This window comes from Pseudomonas fakonensis, from assembly GCF_019139895.1.
Classification (GTDB): domain Bacteria; phylum Pseudomonadota; class Gammaproteobacteria; order Pseudomonadales; family Pseudomonadaceae; genus Aquipseudomonas; species Aquipseudomonas fakonensis.
In genome coordinates this window covers 3,307,616-3,327,060 of sequence record NZ_CP077076.1, presented here as the reverse complement: position 1 = coordinate 3,327,060, position 19,445 = coordinate 3,307,616, and the positions used below count along the sequence as shown (strand labels likewise).

Genomic DNA, 19,445 nt, shown 5'->3' with positions numbered 1-19,445 from the left:
CGCACACAAAAAATCTGACAGTCCCCCGGCCCGCACACAAAAAATCTGACAGTCCCTCGTCAATGGAATCCGCATACATCTCAAAAGCAATCACCATAAGCCGCGACCCCGAACCCGACCTCACCGCCCCCCAGGCACAATAATCCCCGCTGGCACCTCACGCCCCCGCCGTCGCGCCACCCAGTAGTACAACACGCTAGGCACCACCAGCCCGATCAACCACGACACATCCACGCCCCCCAAATGCGCCACCATCGGCCCGGTATACAGCTTTGTGTCGATAAACGGCATCTGCACCAGCACCCCAAAGGTGTATACGCCAATGCCAGGCCAGTTCCAGCGCCCATAGCGCCCGTCCGGGTCGGCCAGCGCCGGGATGTCGTAACGCTCCTTGGTGATGAAGTAGTAGTCCACCAGGTTCACCGCGCTCCACGGCACGAAGAAGGTCAGCAGGAACAAAATGAACGACTTGAACGCGCTGAGGAACGAATGCTGCCCCAGCAACGCCACCAGGGTGGCCGCGCCAACGATCACCAGCACGAACACCAGGCGTTGCAGGCGGCTGATCTGCAGGTGGCCGCGCAACCCACTGATGATGGTGGCGATGCACATGAAGCTGCCGTAGCTGTTGAGCGTCGAGATGGTCACCTTGCCGAAGGCGATGCAGAAGTACAAAAGCGCCGCCGTGGTGCCGGCGCCACCCAAACCGACGATGTAGGCGACTTCTCGCCCCGAGAACTGCCCGCCGGCAATGGCGGCGGCGAATACCCCGAGGATCATCGACGCTTGCGCGCCGAGCACCGAACCCAGGCCTGCGGCGAGGAAGGTCTTCATCGGCGAAGTGCTGCTGGGCAAGTAGCGCGAGTAGTCCGCCACGTAAGGGCCGAAGGCGATCTGCCAGGACGCCGCCAGCGACACCGCCAGCAGGAAGCTGGCCCAGCTGAAGTGACGGTTGTCGAGCAACTGGCCGATGTCGGCCAACAGCAGGATGCGGCTGAACAGGTAGACGAAGGCGATGATGCCCAGCACGCTGGCCACCCGGCCGATCCAGTGAATCACCCGGTAGCCGGCCAGCGTGGCCAGCACGATCACCGCGGCGAAGATCAAGATACCGCTGCTGTCACTGACACTGAGCAACTGGCCGATGGCTTGGCCCGACAGCACCATGCCAGTGGCGGTGAAACCCAGGTACATCAGGCATACCAGCACCATGGGAATGGCCGCGCCATACACGCCGAACTGCACGCGGCTGGAGATCATCTGCGGCAGCCCCAGGCGCGGGCCCTGGGCTGCATGCAGGGCCATCACCGCGCCGCCGATCAACTGGCCGAGCAACAGCCCGATCAGCGACCAGAACACATCACCGCCCAGTACCACGGCCAGGGCCCCGGTGACGATGGCGGTGATCTGCAGGTTGGCACCCAGCCACAGGGTGAACTGGCTGTATACGCGCCCATGGCGCTCGGACTCTGGGATGTAATCGATCGAGCGCCGCTCGATCACAGGTTTGCTGGACATCAGGGGGCTCCGCTTCGTTTTTGTTTTAGGCGGTTTTATCGGCGCGACAATGGTCATGGCCGAGCTTTGATATGAGCATGTCTATACAAGTAAGGTCAAGTGAAGGATTCCACCCCGGTGAGCGATCCACTTGGGCCATCACAGCGCACTGTTACGCAAGGGCTTTGCACAACTGTGCTGGTCCATGGCCCGGGAATAACCTTATGCTGTAACCAAATATGACTAGAACAAGCCTGAAGAAGGAATGCGTGCCATGCCACTCAAGGACCTGCTGATCGCCCTGGTGGTGATCATCGCCTGGGGCGTCAATTTCGTGGTGATCAAAGTCGGCCTCGACGGCCTGCCGCCAATGTTGCTCGGCGCGCTGCGCTTTGCCCTGGTGGCGTTCCCGGCGGTGCTGCTGGTCAAGCGCCCGAAGCTGCCGTGGCGCTGGCTGATCGCCTATGGCGCGACCATTTCCCTGGGCCAGTTCGCCTTCCTGTTCCAGGCCATGTACAGCGGCATGCCGCCGGGGCTGGCCTCGCTGGTGCTGCAGTCGCAGGCGTTCTTCACCCTGGGCTTTGCGGCATTGTTCCTGGGTGAGCGCCTGCGCCTGGCCGGCGTGATCGGTTTGCTGGTGGCTGCCGGCGGGCTGGCGGTGATCGGCAGCGAGAACAGCAGCCATGTGCCGGTAATCGCCTTGCTGCTGACCCTGTGCGGCGGCGCCATGTGGGGCATGGGCAACATCATCACCCGGCGTTTCGGCAAGGTCGACCTGGTGGCCCTGGTGATCTGGGGCGGGCTGATTCCGCCGCTGCCGTTTCTGGCGCTGTCGTGGTGGCTGGAGGGGCCGGAGCGCATCAGTCATGCGCTGCTCAACATCAGCTGGAGCTCGGTACTGGCGCTGATCTACCTGGCCTTCGTCGCCACCATGCTTGGCTACAGCCTGTGGAGCACACTGCTATCGCGCCACCCGGCGGGCAAGGTGGCGCCGTTCTCGCTGTTGGTGCCGGTCATCGGTCTGAGCTCCTCGGCATTGCTGCTGGGCGAGCGCCTGAGTGCGGCCCAGGGCTGGGGCGCGCTGCTGGTGATGCTGGGCCTGCTGATCAATGTATTCGGCCCGCGTCTGGGCCAACGCCTGCGCGCTGCCAGCGTGTAGGAGCCGGCCTGCCGGCGATGGGGCCGTAACCTTCCGTACAAAACTGGCCGGCTGCGCCGGATCGCCGACAACCCGGCTCCTACAGGGGGGCGGCCTGTCTGGAGGCTCTGTTAGACTCGGCGTCTTTTTCAACGCCAGCCGCACGGAGCCCCATCCATGATCATCTCCACCACCAGCCAGCTCGAAGGCCGCCCTGTTGCCGAATACCTCGGCGTGGTCAGCGCCGAATCGGTGCAGGGGATCAACTTCGTGCGCGATTTCTTCGCACGCTTTCGCGACTTCTTCGGCGGCCGCTCGCAAACCCTGGAGAGCGCGCTGAAGCTGGCCCGCGAGCAGGCCACCGAAGAATTGCAGGCGCGGGCACGGCTGTTGCACGCCGATGCAGTGCTGGGTGTGGACTTCGAAATCAGCATGCCGTCGGTGCAGGGCGGCATGGTCGTGGTGTTCGCCACCGGTACTGCGGTGCGCTTGAAGTAAGGCCAAGTGCCACTGGTCGGGCAAGGCGGTTTTGTCCGGCCGGTCTGCAAATGACCGGCTAGTCTCACTTCATCTGGGCCGCAGCTTAATCAGGCGGGCGCATTGCCTGCCGGCACGGTCACCATTGGAGGGAGACAAGGGCATGAGCGAATCCTACTTCGAAGATTTGAACGATTCATTTCCGATCAACAGCCAGGTGCGCTGCGGCCAGGCGGCGTTTCGCCTGGGTTTCGCCCACATGACCCTGGATGATTCGGAGCAACTGCAACCTGCGCACCTGCAGCGCAGCAAGAAGGGCCGCTTTACCCCGCGTGTTCCGTCGAAGAAGTAACCCTCTTTAAACCGCATCAGGGCTATCGCCGGCAAGCCGGCTCCTACGGGGGGCTTGGCTGCCGGGGTTGGCCAGCCGCCCAGCGGTCAACTTTTCCTTCACTTTGTTGATCCCGCGCAGAGAATCGGCAGGTCGTCCTCGCCGTTGGCGCGGGTGTGTGCTTTTCTTGCGCGGCATTCGAATACAGGGAGTACCGCCGCCGATGCGAATCAGGGAAGCAACCTACTGGCAATGGGCCGATGCGCAACTGCACAGCCGCAGCCACGATGAAGAACTCAGCGACGGCACCAGCCTGGATGTACAGGTGCGCTTGTCGCGGCTGGGGGCGACCCAGTTGTTTCTGGGCGTGTATGCCCGCAATGGCGAGGCGATGCTGGAGGAGTACTACCCGGCGCGGCCGGGCGAAACCATGACCCGTGCGCTGGTGTGGGGCGTGGACCGGGCGCGGGCGTTGGCGACCGGGGCCTTGCCGATGCCAGTGCAGATGCCGCGCAGACTGCAGGCCTGAGCGGGACAAGCCCGCTCCCACAGGGACCGAATAAGCTTCAAGACTACGTTGTACCTGTAGGAGCTGGCTTGCCGGCGATGAGGCCGGTACAGGCAGCACAATACAGATGCTCCCACGCATCACAGGCCAGCACTGCCCTGACCATGCCGGTTGCCACTGGCCTGCACAATCCGCTGCGCCGGCACCCGCAACTGGCGCAGCAAGTATTCGGCAAAATCCGCCGGCCACGGCTGCAGGGCGATGGCCCGCGCCATGCAGTCCAGCCAGATGGCGCTGTGCGCCTCGCCGATTGGCCACTGTGCATGGAACGTCGGGATGGCGATCGCGCCATAACGCTCGCTGTACAGGCGCGGCCCGCCCAGCCAGCCACTGAGAAAGCACGCAAGCTTGTCCCGCGAGCCAGCCAGGTCCGCCGGGTGCATCTGCCGCACGCTGGCGGCCTCGGGGCGTTCATCCATCAGCCGGTAGAAGTCGTCGACCAGCCGGCGCAGGCCGTCGATACCGCCAGCGGCCTGGTACGAGGCATCGTCGGTACCATAGGTGGGGGCGTTCATCGAGGGCTCCAGAGGGCAGGGGCGGCCATTCTAGCAGGCATGAAAAAGCCCGGCCTTGTGGGCCGGGCTGAAGCTGCGGTGGTTGACGCGCCGTGTCAGTTCAGCGTGTCGATCACCTTCACTGCCTGGCGCTCGCGGGCGCCGGGCCATTCTTGTTGCAGGGTCTCGAGCACCTGGCCGACGAAGGTGGTGTCGGCCGCGGCCTTCTTGCCGACGTAGCCCTGGCCACGGCGGTAGACCTTGAAGCGTGCGCGCATGCTGGGCATGTGCGATTCGAATTCATCTTCGACCGTGTTCGGCGGCAGGCGGTCCAGGCGGACCTCGCCAGTTTGGCTGACCCACAGCAGGTGGTCGTCCAGGCTGTCCTTGCGCGCGGCGAACAGCTGGGCCAGTTGGTCGATGGTTGGATTGTTGTTCAAGTTCATCATAAAGCCCCCATTACTCTCATTCGTTGGTGAAGTTCGTGGTGAATTTCACATTCGGCACTACTCATGTAGCGCGCTAACCAAGGCTGCTACAGCAGCATCGCAACAGGGGCTTTCTCACGCTGCCTTCTGGGCAGTTTCCCTCTCCACGAACGGCCTGCGTTACCGCGCAGGCCGTCTGGAACACCCTTGCCACCGCTCCCGATCAGGGAGACGGCCTCATCATGCACAAGGGCCGAGAGGGGCGTCAACAGTTTTGTAGTGATTATTTTTTGTCACTACATCTTGTCGGACAATCCATCAGCGGCTATCAGACCAGGCCGTTATCGCCATGCTCGAGGAAGCCCGGACGCTGACGCAGACGCGCATGGTAGGCCTCCAGCGCCGGCAGGTTCGGGCGCTGTTCCAGGGTACGCCGCCAGCGGTTCAACGACAGGCCGATGACCACGTCGGCCAGGCTGAAGTCGCTGCCGGCCACATAGGCACCGGTGGCTTGCAGGCGTTGCTCAAGCAGTTGCATGCGGGCGTTCCAGGTGGCGCAGCCGGCGGCCAGCAGCGCCGGGTCCTGGTGCGCCGGCGACTGGCGCACCAGCGACATGAACGGGTAGCGCCAGGCATCGTTGAGGTCGGTGGCCTGCCAGTCCAGCCACTGATCCACTGCGGCGCGGGCACGTGGGGCGGCAGGGTAGAGGTGGGCGCCGCCATGCTGGTTGGCCAGGTAACGAATGATGGTGTTGGACTCCCACAGCACGAAATCACCGTCGACGATCACCGGCACCATGGCGTTGGGGTTCAGCGCCAGAAACTGCGGCGCGTCGGTAGGCTGAAAGCCGCTGCCCCAGTCTTCCCGTGCATAGGCCAGGCCCAGTTCGCTGCAGGTCCACAGCACCTTGCGCACGTTGATCGACGGGGCCTTGCCGAGGATTCTCAACATCTTCACTGCTCCATGCTGGTCAGAATGCGGTGCGCGGCGCGCACCCGGGCTTCATTGGGGTAGTTACGGTTGGCCAGCAGCACGATGCCCATCTGCTGCGCTGGCACGAAGGCGATGTAGGCGCCGAAGCCACTGGTGGCACCGGTCTTGTTGTACCAGGCGGCCGGGGCTGCCGGCAGTGCCGGGTTGATGGCATGGGTGGCCTGGGGCTCGCGGATCATCTGCACGCTATTGCCGGCGAGCAGGGTGTCGAGGCTGGCCGGCCACGGGTAGCGCTCCCAGCCCAGGCCCTGGACCATGGCGCCGACCTGGAAGTAGCCGCCCTGGGTGATGGCGATGGCCTGGCGCAGGGGGCGGTCCAGCTTGGCCGGTTGCAGCTGCAGCTGGACGTACTGCAGCAGGTCGCTGGCGCTGGTCTTGATGCCGTAGGCCTGCTCGGCGTAGGGGCCGGGGCTTACCCGTACCGGCTTGTTGTCGGCATCGTAGCCCTGGGCGTACAGCCCGCGCTGGCTGGCCGGTACTTCGAGCCAGGTGTGTTGCAGGCCCAGGCGCGGCAGCAATACGCGGTTCATCACCTCGGCGAAAGGTTTTTGCTGCGCCCGCGCGGCCAGGTCGCCGAACAGCCCCAGGCTGGGGTTGGAATAGCAGCGCTGGGTGCCGTGCTCGCTGCGCCGTTGCCAATGCTGGAAGAACGCCAGGGTCTGTTCGGGCGTTTGCACGGCGTCCGGGAACTGCAGCGGCAGGCAGTCGCCGCTGTAGGCGCCCAGCTCCAGCACGCTGGCTTTGCCGATTGGCGTGCCGGCCAGGGCTGGCTGGTACTGGCTGGCGGGGGCGTTGAGGTCGAGAGTGCCTTCGGCGCTGGCCAGGGCGGCCAGGGTGGCGGTAAAGGTCTTGCTCACCGAGCCGATCTCGAACAGCGTGTCGCGGGTCACCGCCTGCTTTTCGCGCTTGTCGGCCCAGCCGTAGCTGAAGTAGTGGGCCTGGCCGTTGGCATACACGGCCACGGCCATGCCGGCGATGCCGTGCTCGCGCATCAAGGGTTCGATGGTGTCGTCCACGGTGGTTTGCAGGTCGGCGGCCAGCAGCGGCGGGGCGATCAGTGCCAGGGCTGCGCTGAGCAGCGTGGCAGTGGGGCGGGGCATTGGCGGTGGTCCTTTTCGGCAGCGACAGTCAGCTGCCGACGATAGCGCCTGGCACGGGTGGCGAACAAGGCCGCGCCAGCAACAGCAGCGATTGCGGCAGCGGGCTTTGCGGGTGCTGCGGCTCGCGCAGCTCGGCGAGGGTAAAGCCGGCCAGGGTCAGTGCGTTCAGCCAACTGCCCAAGGTGCGGAAGTACCAGGGCATCGGTTGCCAGTCACCGGCAAAGCCGGCGAACGACTCTTCGCGCCAGCCGTCCTGGTAGTCGCCGGCCGCTGCGGCCCACGGGTGCAAGGTCTGGATCACCAGCGAGCCATCAGGCGCCAGCAGCCCCTGCATGGCCTGCAGCAGTGGGATGATGTCCTGCTGCAACAAGGCGAAGTTGGCGCATACCGCGTCAAAGCCACGCCCGATATTCACCCGCCCCTCGGCCAGTTGCTCGTAGCTGGCCTGGTGCACCGCCGGCGAACCTGCGGCCTGCGCCGCCGCGACCAATTTCGCATCGCCATCCACGCCCACCGCCGCAACCCCGCGTTCGGCCAGTGCGCGCAACAGCCAGCCCTCGCCGCAGCCCAGGTCGAGCACGCGCTGCGGTTGCAGGCCGAGCACGGCCAGCAGGATGGCCTGGTCGGTGACCTGGCGGCGCGAGGCGATGGCGCCCGAGCGCACGGCGTCGATCCAGGCTTGGGCGTTGAGGTGCCAGCTGTGCAGCAGGGGGTTGTCGGTGGGCATGGGCCGGGTTCGATGGGGGCGGGTAGGGCAAGGATAGGCAGGATTTGCGCGGGTGTGAGCCCTCTCATTTAGCCTGAGTTTGCAGTCGAGTCGAAAGTACCAAGGCCACTCACATGCCGAGTTTCATTCTGTAGAGAGATAGAGGAGGGTGGCTCTTTATCCAATCGTCCGCGAAGGATTTTGCAGTTTCCAGGTCTTGTGGGGATAGATACTTTTTCAGTGACTTTAGGCGGGCTTCTGTTTCTACGTGAAGTTGATCCTTTGTCTCCAAGCTGGAAACGATCAAATGAAATGAATAAGCCTTTATCGGGTTTTTTGGGAAGTCGTAGAATCCGCCAAGCTCAAACATGTAGGCGTAGCTAGAGAGAGCGGTTATGTAGCTCTGATTCACGGCTGCCAGGTACCACTTTGCACCTACTTCATTGTCGCCGCGTTCTGCAAGTAGCCCTGCATACGCGATCTGGGCTTTAGGGGAGCCGTTCTCGGCGGCAAGTTTTAGAAGTCGCTCTTCTGCTTTTTTTCGGTTGCTTGGAATTATAAAGAAGCCTCGGCCTTCGCTATAGCGATTGGCAAGTAGCCATTGAGCATTTGAATCACCCGCCTCGGCGGCCTTTTCCAGCCACATCAAGTCATTAGTGATGAAATACAGGATGGACATGGCTTCGCCGTCGCCGAGCCTGGCTTTTTCTTTAGCGCTGCTGATCAGCTGTTTCTTCCAGTCGCTAGGCGCTCTTTCAGGGGCAATGCAGTTCTGCATGATCTTACAGATCTCATTGTCTTGGTATGCCAGTCGATACATGGCATAAAGATCACCTTGGTTGGCGGATTTTTCGTACCATGCATAGGCCTCTTTGCTCATCGTGAACAGCGGTTGGCTAAGCGACTCGGCCAAATAGAATTGAGACTCTGGATCGCCCAGCTCTGCGGCAGCTCGGAGCTGCGGGATTGCCGGTACTCGTTGGTTGTAGAGTATCTTGGCGTTGGCAACGATGGCCGTACCCTGTTCGTCTGACCATGCGACGGGTAACAAGAGTGTGGTCAATGCCGCAGCCAGGAATGAAGCGATCGGGTGGGCGTTTTGGATGTGCGGGCTTCTCATAGGCCGAGCTTCATTCGGTAGAACGAAAGGGGTGGGTGTGTTTTTGCCCACGCGTCGGCGTTTACCCTGGCCTGCGCTATCTCGCTGGGTGACAGCGTCTTTTCCAGCATGCTCATTCGTTCAGCAGTCGTTTCATGGAGCATGTCGGCAGTGTCCAGGCTCAAGACCAGGCTATGAAACTCGTAGGCCTTTTGCGGGTTTTTGGGAATGTTGTAGAGATCTCCTCGCTCCAGCATATGTGCGTAACTTGAAAGGGCGGTGATATAGCTGCTATTGACCGCCTTGAGGTACCACTGTTCACCCTCGGCATTATCTCCGCGCTCGGCTAACAGCCCGGCGTACTCGATCTGCGCTTTCGGCAAGCCATTTTCGGCGGCCAGTTTCAGCAGGCGCTCCTCTTCCTTCTTTCGGTTGCTGGGTATCAAGAAGATACCGTGCCCTTCACGGTAGCGGTTGGCGAGTAGCCATTGCGAGCTCGCGTCGCCAGCATTTGCCGATTGTTCCAACCAGTCGAGGTCATCGGTCAGCAAGTACATCATGGACATGGCCTCGCCGTCGCCATGCTTCGACCTGCTCTGGGCGATGCCCGTGAGTTTGTCCTTCCAGACCTGCGCCGGGACGCCATCTGCCGGGCAGTTCTGGAGCGCCTGGCAGACATCGGTATTCTGAAAAGCGAGGCGGTACATGGCGTACATATCACCTTGGGCGGCAGATTTCTCGTACCAGAAGGCCGACGCTTGCGTCATCTGCTCCAACGGGCCGCTAAGTTCCTCTGCCAAGTAGAACTGTGATTCTGCGTCGCCGAGGGCGGCCGCTTCTTTCAGTTGTGCCAGCGCAGGTTTTCTCTGCTGGTACAAGACCTTTGCCACTTCAATGATACTGCGCTCATCTGCCTGGGCACTCGGGAAGGAGAGTGTGCTCAGCAAAAGTACGGTCAAGGCCGTTAGCTTAGCCAACATATTTGGAGAATCCTGCTGGGTTTTCGAGGTTTCTATTGAAGTAAGTGATTTCGCACTTGCTGTCCATATGGGTGCCTAGCAAAGCCGAATTTCTTATGAAGTCTTCTCGTGCTGTTGTGCCATCTGAACGAGAGAATCGCAGAACGGGCTCTTTCATGAACATGTCCAAATTGATGCGGTTGGTGCAGTAAGTCTGCCCGAAATTTTCAGGCCGTTCGCCGAACTTGTTCATGCGGATGCAGGACTCGACGAATTGTTGTTGGGAATGCTCATTGACGTCTGCTGCAATCCAGGCGATCAACCTTGAAATGGCCTGCTGTTGGACCAGATGACATTCTTGACTGCTGTATTTTTTCTTGCCGCCATCGGAGGCGGTGGGGGTCTCAAAGCCTCGGGGCGCAGATGACAGCGCGTAGAGAAGCGGCCCCAACGAGTCTGCAGGGGCCATGACCACCCATTTTTTCAGCTCTTGCATTTTGGGGTAGGTCACGATCATATGCGCCAACAACCCGCCGCGCCCTTGCCTGGTCAATGCCTCATACAACGACATGACGTTGTCATAGGCCATCAGGTAAGCCATGGTCGGGTCAAACCCCAAGACGCCCATTCTGTTGAGCACGGACATGTAAGACCCCGCCGGCCCGTCCACCCATTCCAGCGGTTGATTGTTGTTCTTGTGCAGCTCACGGCGGAACAGATGAAGGATGTCGGCAATACCCTGGTAGCCAACCTCGAATTTGAACGAGCCCGATGCACCCGGGCCGCTGATCCAGGCCGCCTTCATGTTCAGGATAAGCCGCCCCTCGTGCAAGGACAGGTCGAACCCGGCTGAGGCACCTGCGCCGAACGCTGCCGCGGCATCGACCGTCAGGCGCGCCAGGCTCAGCCATTCGCTGGTGTTCTTGTCCGGTTGCATGGGGATCAGGCTTGGCGGCGGCGCCCAGTTGAGGGCGCCGGTCAATTGAATGCCTGCTTGCGTGCCTGCGAATACACTGAATTTGCCGCTGACACCCTTGTCGATCTTGACCTGGGCGGCGCTGCCGTTGAGCACCTGGCCGCTCTTTTGCGAACTGGCACTGTTGTAGGTGCCCTCGTTGCGGGTGGCCTCTTCAATGGGAGTGAGGCCATAGCCGTAGCGGGTATTGCCCGGGCTCACTTCAATCTGGGTGGACAATAGCATCGACGCGCCTGCGAAGCCCCAGGCTTTGGCAGCAAAATGCATCGAGAAACGGCCGAGCTCGATATCGCACTTCTCGCCGCGGTAGTTCTGGTAGGTCAACTTGACCGGTTGGGCCTCGCTGCGCGAGGGCAGGTCGACCTTGAACAGGTCGACCTCGCCCCGGGCCAGGTCGATGTCGAGGGTGACGTTGGCCGAGGCAGTCGCGCCTTTGGTGGCGCTCAAGGCGGGGCCGGTCACCTTGGTGCTGCCATGGATTCGTTCCTGGGAAGGCACCAGGCAACGCACCAGTTGGGCCTGGGGGCTGGGATCGAACAGGCGCAGTTCACGGCGGACACTGTCCTTGAACACCATCTGGCGCAGCCGCTCGCCCCATTCTGCCCTACCGCCCTCCGTAGACAGCGTCTCCACCTTGTAATGCTTGCTATCCAGGTATTTTTGGAACTTGTCGATATCAAACCAGCCTTCGGCATCGAACCAGTCATCATCCTGGTCACGGATGCGCACGGCGCCTTCGCGCTTGAGCCATTCATGGAAGACCGGCGTTGCGGTATCGACCCCGGCCTTGCCGTTGCTGCTGGCGGGCTTGCCCTTCAGCGCCTTGCCCGACTTCTTCAGCGAGGTCTTCACGGAGGTTTTCAAGTACTGGCCGACGTCATCCAGGTTGAGCAGGCTGAAATAGCTCAGTGGTTTCTTCGGCGTTTTCAGCCGGCTCACTTCACGCAGCGGGAAATCGGCCTTGACCAAGCGTTCGACCGGCTTGGGTTTGAAGTCTTGCGGGTTCCACAGCAGATGGCGGCGGGGGAAGCCGCTATCGACGTTGGCCTGCGCGACCGCCTGCAGCGCCTTGCGTTGGGCCTCCAGTTTCTCCCAAGCGGCGCGCTCGTCATCGACCAGGCTTGCGGGGGCAGGGATGCTCTCACCGGTAGCTTCGATCCAGCTCTTGTACTTGTTGCGCATCGTTTCGATCAGCTTGAACTGCGCCGATTCGAGCTTCAGGTACTCCTTGAACTTCTTGATGCCGTCGGTGATGTCCGGGCCCTGTCCAGGCAGCAGCGCATATTCGGGCAGCGCCAGGCCGTAGTCGGCAGCCTTCAGGATGGCAGTGCGATAGTCGGCGTAGTTTTGCTTGTCGCTGTGGGTGGCTTTCCAGTCGACGTAGCTCTGCATCTTCGAGCTGCAATCCTCTGTGCAGTAAATGGCGGCCTCGAATTGTTTCTTGTCCTCGGCGAGGTACTGCGCCACGGCCTCGGCGTCCATGTCGAAGTCGCCCTTGGCCAGGGCAACTTTGCGCAATTCGAGGTAACGCTGCACCCATGAACGCGCCGTGATCGCCTCGGGCTGGAAAAGGCTGCCGGCTTCGTAGGTGTACCCCTGCTGCCGGGCTTGCGCGATGGCCTTGTTGCACAATTGCTGCCACTCGTGGTGGAGCTTGAGCATGCCGCGAAATTCTTCCTGGTCCAGGCGCATCTGCTCCTGGTCACGCATGACCTGCATGCGGTCTTCCGGCGCCGCTGCAGGCTTGGGCCCGGCAGCTTGCTTCCTGGCCGCAGTCTTGATGCGCATGGCGCGGCTGGGGTCTTCGATGTGCGGCTCTTCACGTTCGATTTCCAGCAGGCGGGCCTGGTCCTCGCCTTCGAGGAAGTTGCTCAGGTGCGGCTCGAGGAAGTAGTCGAGCAGCCCGCACTGGTCGAGCCCCTTCTTGCGCTCGTCCGCGGCCTTTGCAGGCGAGATCTGCCCGGCCAGGGTATCGATCGCCTGGTCTATCTGCGTGGCGGCCCTTTTCGGCAGCAGCCAGAACTCCTGTTGCTCGGTGGAGTAGAGGATGTCGTCGAACTGCGTCGAGCAGCCCATGGGCGGTTCGTCGAAGCGCTCGGAGGGCTCGTTGGCAGGAGGGCGCGGGGGCAGCTCCAGAACTTTTGGCGCGGCCGCCGGCTCGGCGGGGCAGCTGGTTTGTTGCGCGGTATCGTTTGCCATGTCGCTTCCATTCATCTGTTGCCGGCCCAGGTCATTGGCCGTTTTATCCAGCAAGGCCGGCTAACTGCTCGGACTTGGCGGAGGGCTTTGCGTCACTGCGCAGAATCGCCATGGCCTGCGCGTTATCTGCCAGCAACGACCCGTTGACGTGCCCGGGCAGTTGCTTGAGGTCACGCCCCTCGCTGATGCCGTGCTCGATCAGTGTTTCGAGGTTGGCCACTGCCGTGGGTACCTCGCCGCCTTTTGGCGAACCGAATATCACGTGCTCACCGTCCAGCCAGTAGAGCAGCCGAAGGGTGCGGGCCGTGGGCCGCAAACCTGGCGGCAAGTCGTAGGGCCACTGCGGGCCATCCACCTGCTGTTGCGGCGGGGCGGGCCACAGGTACCACGGCTGCTCGGCCACCTCCAGGTGCGCCGGCACCGGCGTCAGTATCTGCCCCAGCGGGCCGAACAGCCGTGGCGCGTTGGGCCCGGCAGTCAACATCAGCGCCGCCCACAGGTGCGGATTGCCAAGGCTCAACAGGCTCTGCCCGCCAGAGCCGTCATTGACCTTCAGCAGCGTGCGCATGTGCGCCACGGCCTGCTCCGGGCAGGGCGCGGCGAGGACCATACCACAGCGCCTGGCCAGGCAGAGCGCTGCGGCGTTCTCGGCCAGCACGCTGCCCGGTGCCGCGCTGAAGCTGAACGGGCCCTGCAAGGCCAGCCCGGCGAACTCGCTGTCCTTGAGCAACAGGGTGGGTTCGAACGGCTCGCCGAGCTGGTACAGGCTGGCCAGGGCATCTGGCTCGATGCCCTGGTCGATGATGAAGGTCAGCGCGGGCGCAGGCTCGAGCGCGTCCAGCGTGCAGCTGGGGGTGGCGAACAGCGCGTTCAGGATCGATTCAGACATGTGCAGTCCTCACGGCTACAGCCTCCGCCGCTCTGCTTGCCGCACAGCCGCGTGATGCCGGATGGGTTGAGCGCGGCAGGTGCGGGGACGGCGCCGGCCAGCGCGGCAATCGCCTGGCGCAGCGGGCCCGGCAGCAACGCCGCCACCGCCGTGCCGACCCCGGGGCTGCCGCCCTGGTTGAGCTTGATGCTGGCGCCGCTCATGGCCACGCCACCCCCGTCGATCTGCACCCAGCTGCCGCCGGCTTTGAGCGTCAGCGCGGCGCCGGCCTCCATCACCACCTTCTGCCCGCTGCTCAGGTGAATCTCGGTACCGGCCTCGATGAACTGGCCGGTGGCGATCTTCAAGTGCTGGCTGACGGCGATGGTCAGGTGGTCGTCGGCGCGGCATTCGGCTTTGCGGTCAAGGTCGACGGTGGTGTGTTCTTCGGCCTTGAATTCGGTGTGGCTGTTGGCCTCGACGGTGTCGTGGCGCTGGCGGCCCACGCGGATCTTCTGGTCGTGCAGAATGCGCTGCTCCCAGTCGCGCTGGGCATTGATGAAGATCTGCTCCTGGCCCTTCTTGTCCTCGATGCGCAGCTCGTTGAAGCCCTTGCCGCCGGGGCTGCTGAGGGTCTTGAACACGCTGCGGGTCTTGTTCGCCGGCAGCGGGTAGGGCACCGCGTTCTCGCGGTGGTACAGGCACCCGGTGACCAGCGGCTGGTCGGGGTCGCCCTCCAGAAAGCCCACCAGCACTTCCATGCCGATGCGCGGAATGGCTATGCCGCCGTAGCGGGCGCCGGCCCAGGCCGAAGACACCCGCAGCCAGCAGCTGGTCTGGTCGTCGCCGGCGCCTTCGCGGTCCCAGAAGAACTGCACCTTGACCCGGCCGTGGCTGTCGCAGTGGATCTCCTCGCCGGCGGGGCCGGTGACCAGGGCGCGCTGGCTGCCGCGGATGCGCTGTTTGTCATGGCGCAGGGCAGGGCGGAAGGGTTGGTCCCAGGGGGTGGCGGTGAAGCTGTTGCGGTAGCCCTGGTGGAAGTCGTCCTTGTGCGCAGTGGTGGCGCTGGGCAGGGCCTCTTCCAGTACCTGGGGCTGCTTGCCCTCGTGGCGGATGCTGGTCAGCAGCCACAGGTCGTTCCACTCGTCGCGGCCGTGGCCGGCCAGGGGCAGGAAGTGCCCGCTGACCAGCCGCGCCACGTCGCCGCAGCCCTCGGCCAGGCGGTAGTCGGCGCGGTGGCGCTGTACCGCGCGGGTGGCCAGCAGCTTGCCGCGTTCGCGGTCGGTGAAGCGGCCAGGGTAGTCGTAGTCTTCGAGGTCCGGGGCACGCTCGGTGCTGTGGGCGCTTTCCAGCAGCAGGCGCGGGTTCTTGAAGTCGTAGTCGCGGCGGGTGGCTCGGGTGGTGCGGGTTTCCACGCGCACGGCCAGTTGCTTGATGACCGGGTCGTCGGCCACCTGGCCGCTGTCTTGCTGGTAGGTCACGGCGGCCAGCTTGGGGAACACGGTCTGGTCGTCGCCGAACACCAGGCGATGGTCGCCGCTGCTGTGCTGGAAGTGGTAGCTCAGGCCCTCTTCCTCGCACAGGCGCTGGATGAAATGCAGGTCGGACTCGTTGTACTGCACGCAATAGTTGCGTGGCGGGTACTCGTAGCCCAGGTGGAACTCGTGGGCGTCGCCGAGGATGCCGTGGTCCTTGAGCACCTGGGTGATGATTTCGGGGACCGTGAGGTCCTGGAAGATGCGTTGGTTCACCCGGTGGGCCAGGCGCGCCAGGCGCGGGCGCAAGGTGATTTCGTAGCGGGTGAAGCGCTTGCCCGAATCGCCCTGGGCGATGCGGTCGATGATGCCGTGGATGCCCTGGCCTTCGGGGGTAAAGCTGAAGAAGGCGGGCTTGTGCAGCAGCTCGCTGAGGTCGAGCGCGGGGTATTCGCTGATCAGTTGCAGGTCGAAGGCGTAAGGCTGGTTGAGCGCCTCGAAGCCGGTGAAAGCCAGTACCCGCAGGTCGCTGTTGGCGCCCTGGATGGCGAGGGTGAACGATGGCTGGTTGGCCGGCGTGAACATCCAGTGTCCTCCTGGTCAAGGTGGCGGTGGCGCGGTGGGGCATGCCTCCTGGCAAGGCCCGGGGCTCGGCGGGGCCGAGGTGCAGGTGGGTGCTGCGCGGCAAGCGCCGACGGCCCCGAAGGGCCGCCGGCGGGGTCACGGGCGCTTAGGCCGAGACCGGGGCACGCCAGTCATCGGAGCCGGAAGTGCCGGAGACTTCGTGGGTCCAGGTGATTTTGCGGTAGGTGAAGTAGACGTCTTCGAGGTGGGTGAAGTGCGCCATGTTCGGGTCCTGGCAGTTAGCCATGTTGGACTGCACGTCGACGATGATCGCGTCTTCGAGCTTGATGGTGTAGTAGTGCTCCTGGGTACCGGAAGCCGAGGTGCGGAACCACTTCAGGGTGCACTCGGTCAGGCGCTCACCGCTGGTCAGGGCGGTGAAGATCAGCGGCGAGGACTTGTCGAACACCTTGGTGATCTTCAGCGGCTTGTGTACGCGCTGGCCGGTGGGCTGGCCGGACTGCGGGTCACGCGGGATGATCACCTGGTGGTCGAAGGCCTGAACGAGAATCTCGTCCTCGTGGCCTTCCTGGAAGATGTTGCCGACCGAATCTTCGGTGAAGGTGCCGGCGGTGATCAGGCCTTGTTTGGTGCCCTGCAGGGTCAGGTACGCGGGTGTTGGCATTGCAGCTCTCCTTGCGGAATGGATATCGGTTGGCCGGGAACTTGTGGCCCGGTTGCCCAAGTGCATTCCAATTTGCGTGCCAGAAAACCTTGCGCCCAGTAAATTCAAGGGGTTGCGGGCTTTTTGTTGTGCTCGAAGTTCACCGTCTCGGCAAAAACAGCCTGAAGTTGCGCAACTTTTTGCGCAGTAGTGCGCAAAAAGTTGCGCACTTGCACTCCAGCCCTTGTCGGCTCTGACCTTGAGCCTCATCCACTGCACACTTTTGCCCGGCAGACTGCGCAACTTTTTGCGCAATGCTGCTTGTTGCGCTGTACCAGTCAGCTGCTGCGGCGAAGATTTGCTCGGTTACTTTTCGACAAACTTTCAAAAGGGTGTTTTTTGTATCAGGGAAGCCTCCATTTGATGTAGGGGAAACCCCTATGTCGTGTAGGGGGCGCGGAGTGGTTGCTGTGGGAAATTTCAGAAAGTCCAGCATCATTTGTGTGATGCGTTTCTCGTTTCAAGCCCTCTAAATCAGGCGTTTTGCGGGGTATTTCGCTTTATTTTCGGCGCAACTCGCATCTGCTGAAAATCGCTTTGCAAGGGCAAAATGTAAAAAAATCAGTGATATCAGTGTGCTTGCATCTGCCTAAAACGCCCTTTAGGATCCAACCGCCTAACCCCCCGGGTGCCAGTACTGCCAAGGAAAAAACGGTGTACGGCATTCATTACCAGCGCGTTATGGAAGTTGATCGCAACGCGCCCGGTAATTGTTTACAGAAGCCACGGATGACCTATTCAAGCAAGTTGTGCGCACATTATCTCGAACTGGTGAAAACGCCTGTGCCCGGCGCTGCGTTCGCCGGTGAAGACGTGCGCTTTTCCAGCGAGTTCGAGGCGCTGGAAGAAGAGCTCAACAAGGGCCTGGCGATGCACGATGCCGGGCGCATCGACTGGGCCAAGGTGGTCGAGGGCTGCGAGGCACTGCTGCGCGACCAGACCCGCGACCTGCGCATCTGCGTCTGGCTGATCTGGGCCCTGCACCAGCGTGAATCCTTCGTCGGCCTGCTGGCCGGCCTGGGCATGTTGCGCCACCTGTGCCAGCAGCACTGGGCCGAGGTGCACCCGCTCAAGGTGCGCACCCGCAGCGGCGCCTTCGCCTGGCTGATGCCGCGCCTGGAGCAGGTGCTCAGCGACGACGTGCCGGTGAAGGACCAGCTGCCGCTGTTCCGCGCCATGGTCGAGCACCTCGAGGCACTGGACGAAACCCTCGGCGGCCACCTGGGTGACGATGCGCCCTTGCTGCTGCCGATGCGCCGGCGCCTGGCGCAGAAGGTGCAGCGCGGCGGCGAAGGCCAGCCCGAGCCCGGCAGCGTCGGTGCGGTGGTGGCCCAGGTCAAGCAGGCCGCCACCCAGTTGCTCACCCCCGGCGCTGCCATCGACAACGAAAAAGACGCCCACAAGGCCATGCGCGGCCTGCAGGACGGCGGCCGGCCGCTGGCCGCCTGGTGGCTCAAGCAAAAAGCCAGCGACCTGCGCGCCCTGCGCCTAAACCGCACCCTGGCCTGGCTGCCGATCGAAGGGTTGCCCGACCGCAACGCCGAGCAGGTCACCGCGTTGCGCGGCCTGACTGCCGACAAACTCAGTGACTACCGCCAGCGTTTCGAGGCCGGCAAGTACGCTGACCTGCTGGTGGACGTCGAAGCCAGCCTGGCCCGTGCGCCGTTCTGGTTCGATGGCCAGCATCTGGCCTGGGAATGCCTGCAGGCCCTGGGCAGCGACGCCGCCCTGCGCGAAGTGGAAATGACCTTTGCGTTGTTCCTGCAGCGCCTGCCGGGCATCACCGGCCTGCGCTTTCACGACGGCCAGCCGTTCGCCGGCCCTGCCACCCTGGCCTGGATCAGCGCCACCGTGCTGCCGCACCTGCAGGCCCCGGCCGCGGTGCGCCCGCCCGAGCCCAGCGAGCAAGAGCGCCTGCCGGCCTGGGAGCAAGCCCTGGAGGCGGCCCAGCCAGTGCTGCGCAAGGACGGCCTGAAGGCCGCCGTGCAGCAACTCAAGCAAGCCATGCAGGCCGCCCAGGGCGGGCGCGAACGGTTTTTCTGGCAATTCACCCTGGCGCGGCTTTGCCACCACGCCAAGAAGTACGAGCTGGCCCGTACCCAGCTCGAATCCCTCGACCGTCAGTTGCACGACTCAGGGCTGGATGCCTGGGAACCGGCGCTGGCCCTGCAGGTGCTGCAGCTGCTGCACAGCAGCTGCGAACTGCTGCCGCAGAACCATGAGGTGCGCGAGCGCAAGGACGAGGTTTACCGCAGGTTGTGCCACCTCGATCTCGAGGTGGTGCTCGATTAGGCCCTCGGGCCGTAACCGCAAAGGAGAAGACCGATGGCCAAAGAAGGCTCGGTAGCACCCAAGGAACGCATCAACGTCACCTTCAAACCGGCCCTGGGCGATGCCCAGGAAGAAATCGAGCTGCCGCTCAAACTGATGGTGCTCGGCGATTTCACCCAGCGTCTCGACGATCGCAAGATCGAAGACCGCAAGCCGATCAGCATCGACAAGAACAACTTCGATGACGTACTGGCCAAGCAGAGCCTGAGCCTCACCCTCAGCGTGCCCAACCGCCTGCAGGACGATGTCGCCGAAGGCGAAGAGCTGGCGGTGAAGATCAAGGTCGGCGCCATGAAGGACTTCAACCCGGCCAACCTGGTCGAGCAGATCCCGGAGCTGAAAAAGCTGATGGAACTGCGCGAGGCACTGGTGGCGCTCAAAGGCCCGCTGGGCAACGCGCCGGCCTTCCGCAAGGCCATCGAAGGCGTCCTGGCTGACGACGAAGCGCGCAATCGTGTGCTCGGCGAGCTGGGCATGGATGCCACCCCGCAACAGGACGCTTGAGCCCGGACCCCAT

Annotated in this window: 18 protein-coding genes; 6 read left to right on the top strand and 12 right to left on the bottom strand. The window is 63.1% G+C overall.

Annotated elements, in window-relative coordinates:
* Positions 1–120: 120 nt before the first annotated feature.
* Entirely contained in the window at positions 121–1,518 is a 1,398-nt protein-coding gene (locus KSS94_RS14705; protein ID WP_217838828.1) for a purine-cytosine permease family protein, read from the bottom strand.
* 253 nt (positions 1,519–1,771) lie between these two features.
* On the opposite strand from KSS94_RS14705, the gene KSS94_RS14700 reads away from it, so the two are divergent.
* The 4 genes from KSS94_RS14700 to KSS94_RS14685 all read left to right on the top strand — a co-directional run bounded on the left by KSS94_RS14700 (position 1,772) and on the right by KSS94_RS14685 (position 3,972).
* Positions 1,772–2,656, top strand: a complete 885-nt coding sequence (locus KSS94_RS14700) for an EamA family transporter (protein ID WP_217838827.1) — start codon at positions 1,772–1,774, stop codon at positions 2,654–2,656.
* 156 nt (positions 2,657–2,812) lie between these two features.
* Positions 2,813–3,133: a heavy metal-binding domain-containing protein gene (locus KSS94_RS14695; protein ID WP_217838826.1), complete on the top strand. Its 321-nt coding sequence runs from the start codon at positions 2,813–2,815 to the stop codon at positions 3,131–3,133.
* Between the two features lie 142 nt (positions 3,134–3,275).
* On the top strand, positions 3,276–3,464 hold the full coding sequence (locus KSS94_RS14690; protein WP_217838825.1) for a hypothetical protein: 189 nt from the start codon (positions 3,276–3,278) through the stop codon (positions 3,462–3,464).
* Between the two features lie 202 nt (positions 3,465–3,666).
* Positions 3,667–3,972 carry a hypothetical protein gene (locus KSS94_RS14685; protein WP_217838824.1) on the top strand — a complete coding sequence of 102 codons (306 nt, stop codon included), beginning with the start codon at positions 3,667–3,669 and terminating at the stop codon, positions 3,970–3,972.
* Between the two features lie 119 nt (positions 3,973–4,091).
* On the opposite strand, the gene KSS94_RS14680 is transcribed toward KSS94_RS14685, so the two are convergent.
* The 11 genes from KSS94_RS14680 to KSS94_RS14630 all read right to left on the bottom strand — a co-directional run bounded on the left by KSS94_RS14680 (position 4,092) and on the right by KSS94_RS14630 (position 16,558).
* On the bottom strand, positions 4,092–4,526 hold the full coding sequence (locus tag KSS94_RS14680) for a group II truncated hemoglobin (RefSeq protein ID WP_217838823.1): 435 nt from the start codon (positions 4,524–4,526) through the stop codon (positions 4,092–4,094).
* 95 nt (positions 4,527–4,621) lie between these two features.
* Positions 4,622–4,954, bottom strand: coding sequence for a hypothetical protein (locus tag KSS94_RS14675; protein WP_217838822.1), 333 nt, complete (start codon positions 4,952–4,954; stop codon positions 4,622–4,624).
* A gap of 307 nt (positions 4,955–5,261) precedes the next feature.
* Positions 5,262–5,885, bottom strand: a complete 624-nt coding sequence (locus KSS94_RS14670; RefSeq protein WP_217838821.1) for a glutathione S-transferase family protein — start codon at positions 5,883–5,885, stop codon at positions 5,262–5,264.
* Positions 5,886–5,887: 2 nt separating this feature from the next.
* Positions 5,888–7,027 carry a class C beta-lactamase gene (gene ampC / locus KSS94_RS14665; RefSeq protein ID WP_217838820.1) on the bottom strand — a complete coding sequence of 380 codons (1,140 nt, stop codon included), beginning with the start codon at positions 7,025–7,027 and terminating at the stop codon, positions 5,888–5,890.
* A 28-nt stretch (positions 7,028–7,055) separates the two neighbouring features.
* Positions 7,056–7,754, bottom strand: a complete 699-nt coding sequence (locus tag KSS94_RS14660; RefSeq protein ID WP_217838819.1) for a class I SAM-dependent methyltransferase — start codon at positions 7,752–7,754, stop codon at positions 7,056–7,058.
* 109 nt (positions 7,755–7,863) lie between these two features.
* On the bottom strand, positions 7,864–8,853 hold the full coding sequence (locus tag KSS94_RS14655; RefSeq protein ID WP_217838818.1) for a tetratricopeptide repeat protein: 990 nt from the start codon (positions 8,851–8,853) through the stop codon (positions 7,864–7,866).
* On the bottom strand, positions 8,850–9,812 hold the full coding sequence (locus KSS94_RS14650; RefSeq protein ID WP_217838817.1) for a tetratricopeptide repeat protein: 963 nt from the start codon (positions 9,810–9,812) through the stop codon (positions 8,850–8,852). Before KSS94_RS14650 ends, KSS94_RS14655 begins: the two co-directional genes overlap by 4 nt.
* Entirely contained in the window at positions 9,802–13,020 is a 3,219-nt protein-coding gene (locus tag KSS94_RS14645) for a hypothetical protein (RefSeq protein WP_217838816.1), read from the bottom strand. Before KSS94_RS14645 ends, KSS94_RS14650 begins: the two co-directional genes overlap by 11 nt.
* Positions 13,010–13,855, bottom strand: coding sequence for a DUF4123 domain-containing protein (locus KSS94_RS14640; protein WP_217838815.1), 846 nt, complete (start codon positions 13,853–13,855; stop codon positions 13,010–13,012). Before KSS94_RS14640 ends, KSS94_RS14645 begins: the two co-directional genes overlap by 11 nt.
* Entirely contained in the window at positions 13,837–15,894 is a 2,058-nt protein-coding gene (locus KSS94_RS14635; protein ID WP_217838814.1) for a type VI secretion system Vgr family protein, read from the bottom strand. The genes KSS94_RS14640 and KSS94_RS14635 overlap by 19 nt, the downstream gene beginning before the upstream one ends.
* 145 nt (positions 15,895–16,039) lie before the next feature.
* Positions 16,040–16,558: an Hcp family type VI secretion system effector gene (locus KSS94_RS14630; RefSeq protein WP_217838813.1), complete on the bottom strand. Its 519-nt coding sequence runs from the start codon at positions 16,556–16,558 to the stop codon at positions 16,040–16,042.
* Positions 16,559–17,326: 768 nt separating this feature from the next.
* Here KSS94_RS14630 and tssA point away from each other — a divergent pair.
* Both tssA and tssB read left to right on the top strand, forming a co-directional pair.
* A complete protein-coding gene (tssA, locus tag KSS94_RS14625; RefSeq protein ID WP_217838812.1) occupies positions 17,327–18,889 on the top strand; it encodes a type VI secretion system protein TssA in 1,563 nt (520 codons plus the stop codon).
* A 33-nt stretch (positions 18,890–18,922) separates the two neighbouring features.
* Positions 18,923–19,432 (top strand): type VI secretion system contractile sheath small subunit, encoded by a 510-nt coding sequence (gene tssB, locus KSS94_RS14620; protein ID WP_217838811.1) that lies wholly within the window; start codon positions 18,923–18,925, stop codon positions 19,430–19,432.
* Positions 19,433–19,445 lie beyond the last annotated feature (13 nt).

Coding starts and splice junctions, on each gene's coding strand:
- KSS94_RS14705 (WP_217838828.1), bottom strand. CDS start 1,518: ATGTCCAGCAAACCTGTGATCGAGCGGCGCTCGATCGATTACATCCCA.
- KSS94_RS14700 (WP_217838827.1), top strand. CDS start 1,772: ATGCCACTCAAGGACCTGCTGATCGCCCTGGTGGTGATCATCGCCTGG.
- KSS94_RS14695 (WP_217838826.1), top strand. CDS start 2,813: ATGATCATCTCCACCACCAGCCAGCTCGAAGGCCGCCCTGTTGCCGAA.
- KSS94_RS14690 (WP_217838825.1), top strand. CDS start 3,276: ATGAGCGAATCCTACTTCGAAGATTTGAACGATTCATTTCCGATCAAC.
- KSS94_RS14685 (WP_217838824.1), top strand. CDS start 3,667: ATGCGAATCAGGGAAGCAACCTACTGGCAATGGGCCGATGCGCAACTG.
- KSS94_RS14680 (WP_217838823.1), bottom strand. CDS start 4,526: ATGAACGCCCCCACCTATGGTACCGACGATGCCTCGTACCAGGCCGCT.
- KSS94_RS14675 (WP_217838822.1), bottom strand. CDS start 4,954: ATGATGAACTTGAACAACAATCCAACCATCGACCAACTGGCCCAGCTG.
- KSS94_RS14670 (WP_217838821.1), bottom strand. CDS start 5,885: ATGTTGAGAATCCTCGGCAAGGCCCCGTCGATCAACGTGCGCAAGGTG.
- ampC (WP_217838820.1), bottom strand. CDS start 7,027: ATGCCCCGCCCCACTGCCACGCTGCTCAGCGCAGCCCTGGCACTGATC.
- KSS94_RS14660 (WP_217838819.1), bottom strand. CDS start 7,754: ATGCCCACCGACAACCCCCTGCTGCACAGCTGGCACCTCAACGCCCAA.
- KSS94_RS14655 (WP_217838818.1), bottom strand. CDS start 8,853: ATGAGAAGCCCGCACATCCAAAACGCCCACCCGATCGCTTCATTCCTG.
- KSS94_RS14650 (WP_217838817.1), bottom strand. CDS start 9,812: ATGTTGGCTAAGCTAACGGCCTTGACCGTACTTTTGCTGAGCACACTC.
- KSS94_RS14640 (WP_217838815.1), bottom strand. CDS start 13,855: ATGTCTGAATCGATCCTGAACGCGCTGTTCGCCACCCCCAGCTGCACG.
- KSS94_RS14635 (WP_217838814.1), bottom strand. CDS start 15,894: ATGTTCACGCCGGCCAACCAGCCATCGTTCACCCTCGCCATCCAGGGC.
- KSS94_RS14630 (WP_217838813.1), bottom strand. CDS start 16,558: ATGCCAACACCCGCGTACCTGACCCTGCAGGGCACCAAACAAGGCCTG.
- tssA (WP_217838812.1), top strand. CDS start 17,327: ATGACCTATTCAAGCAAGTTGTGCGCACATTATCTCGAACTGGTGAAA.
- tssB (WP_217838811.1), top strand. CDS start 18,923: ATGGCCAAAGAAGGCTCGGTAGCACCCAAGGAACGCATCAACGTCACC.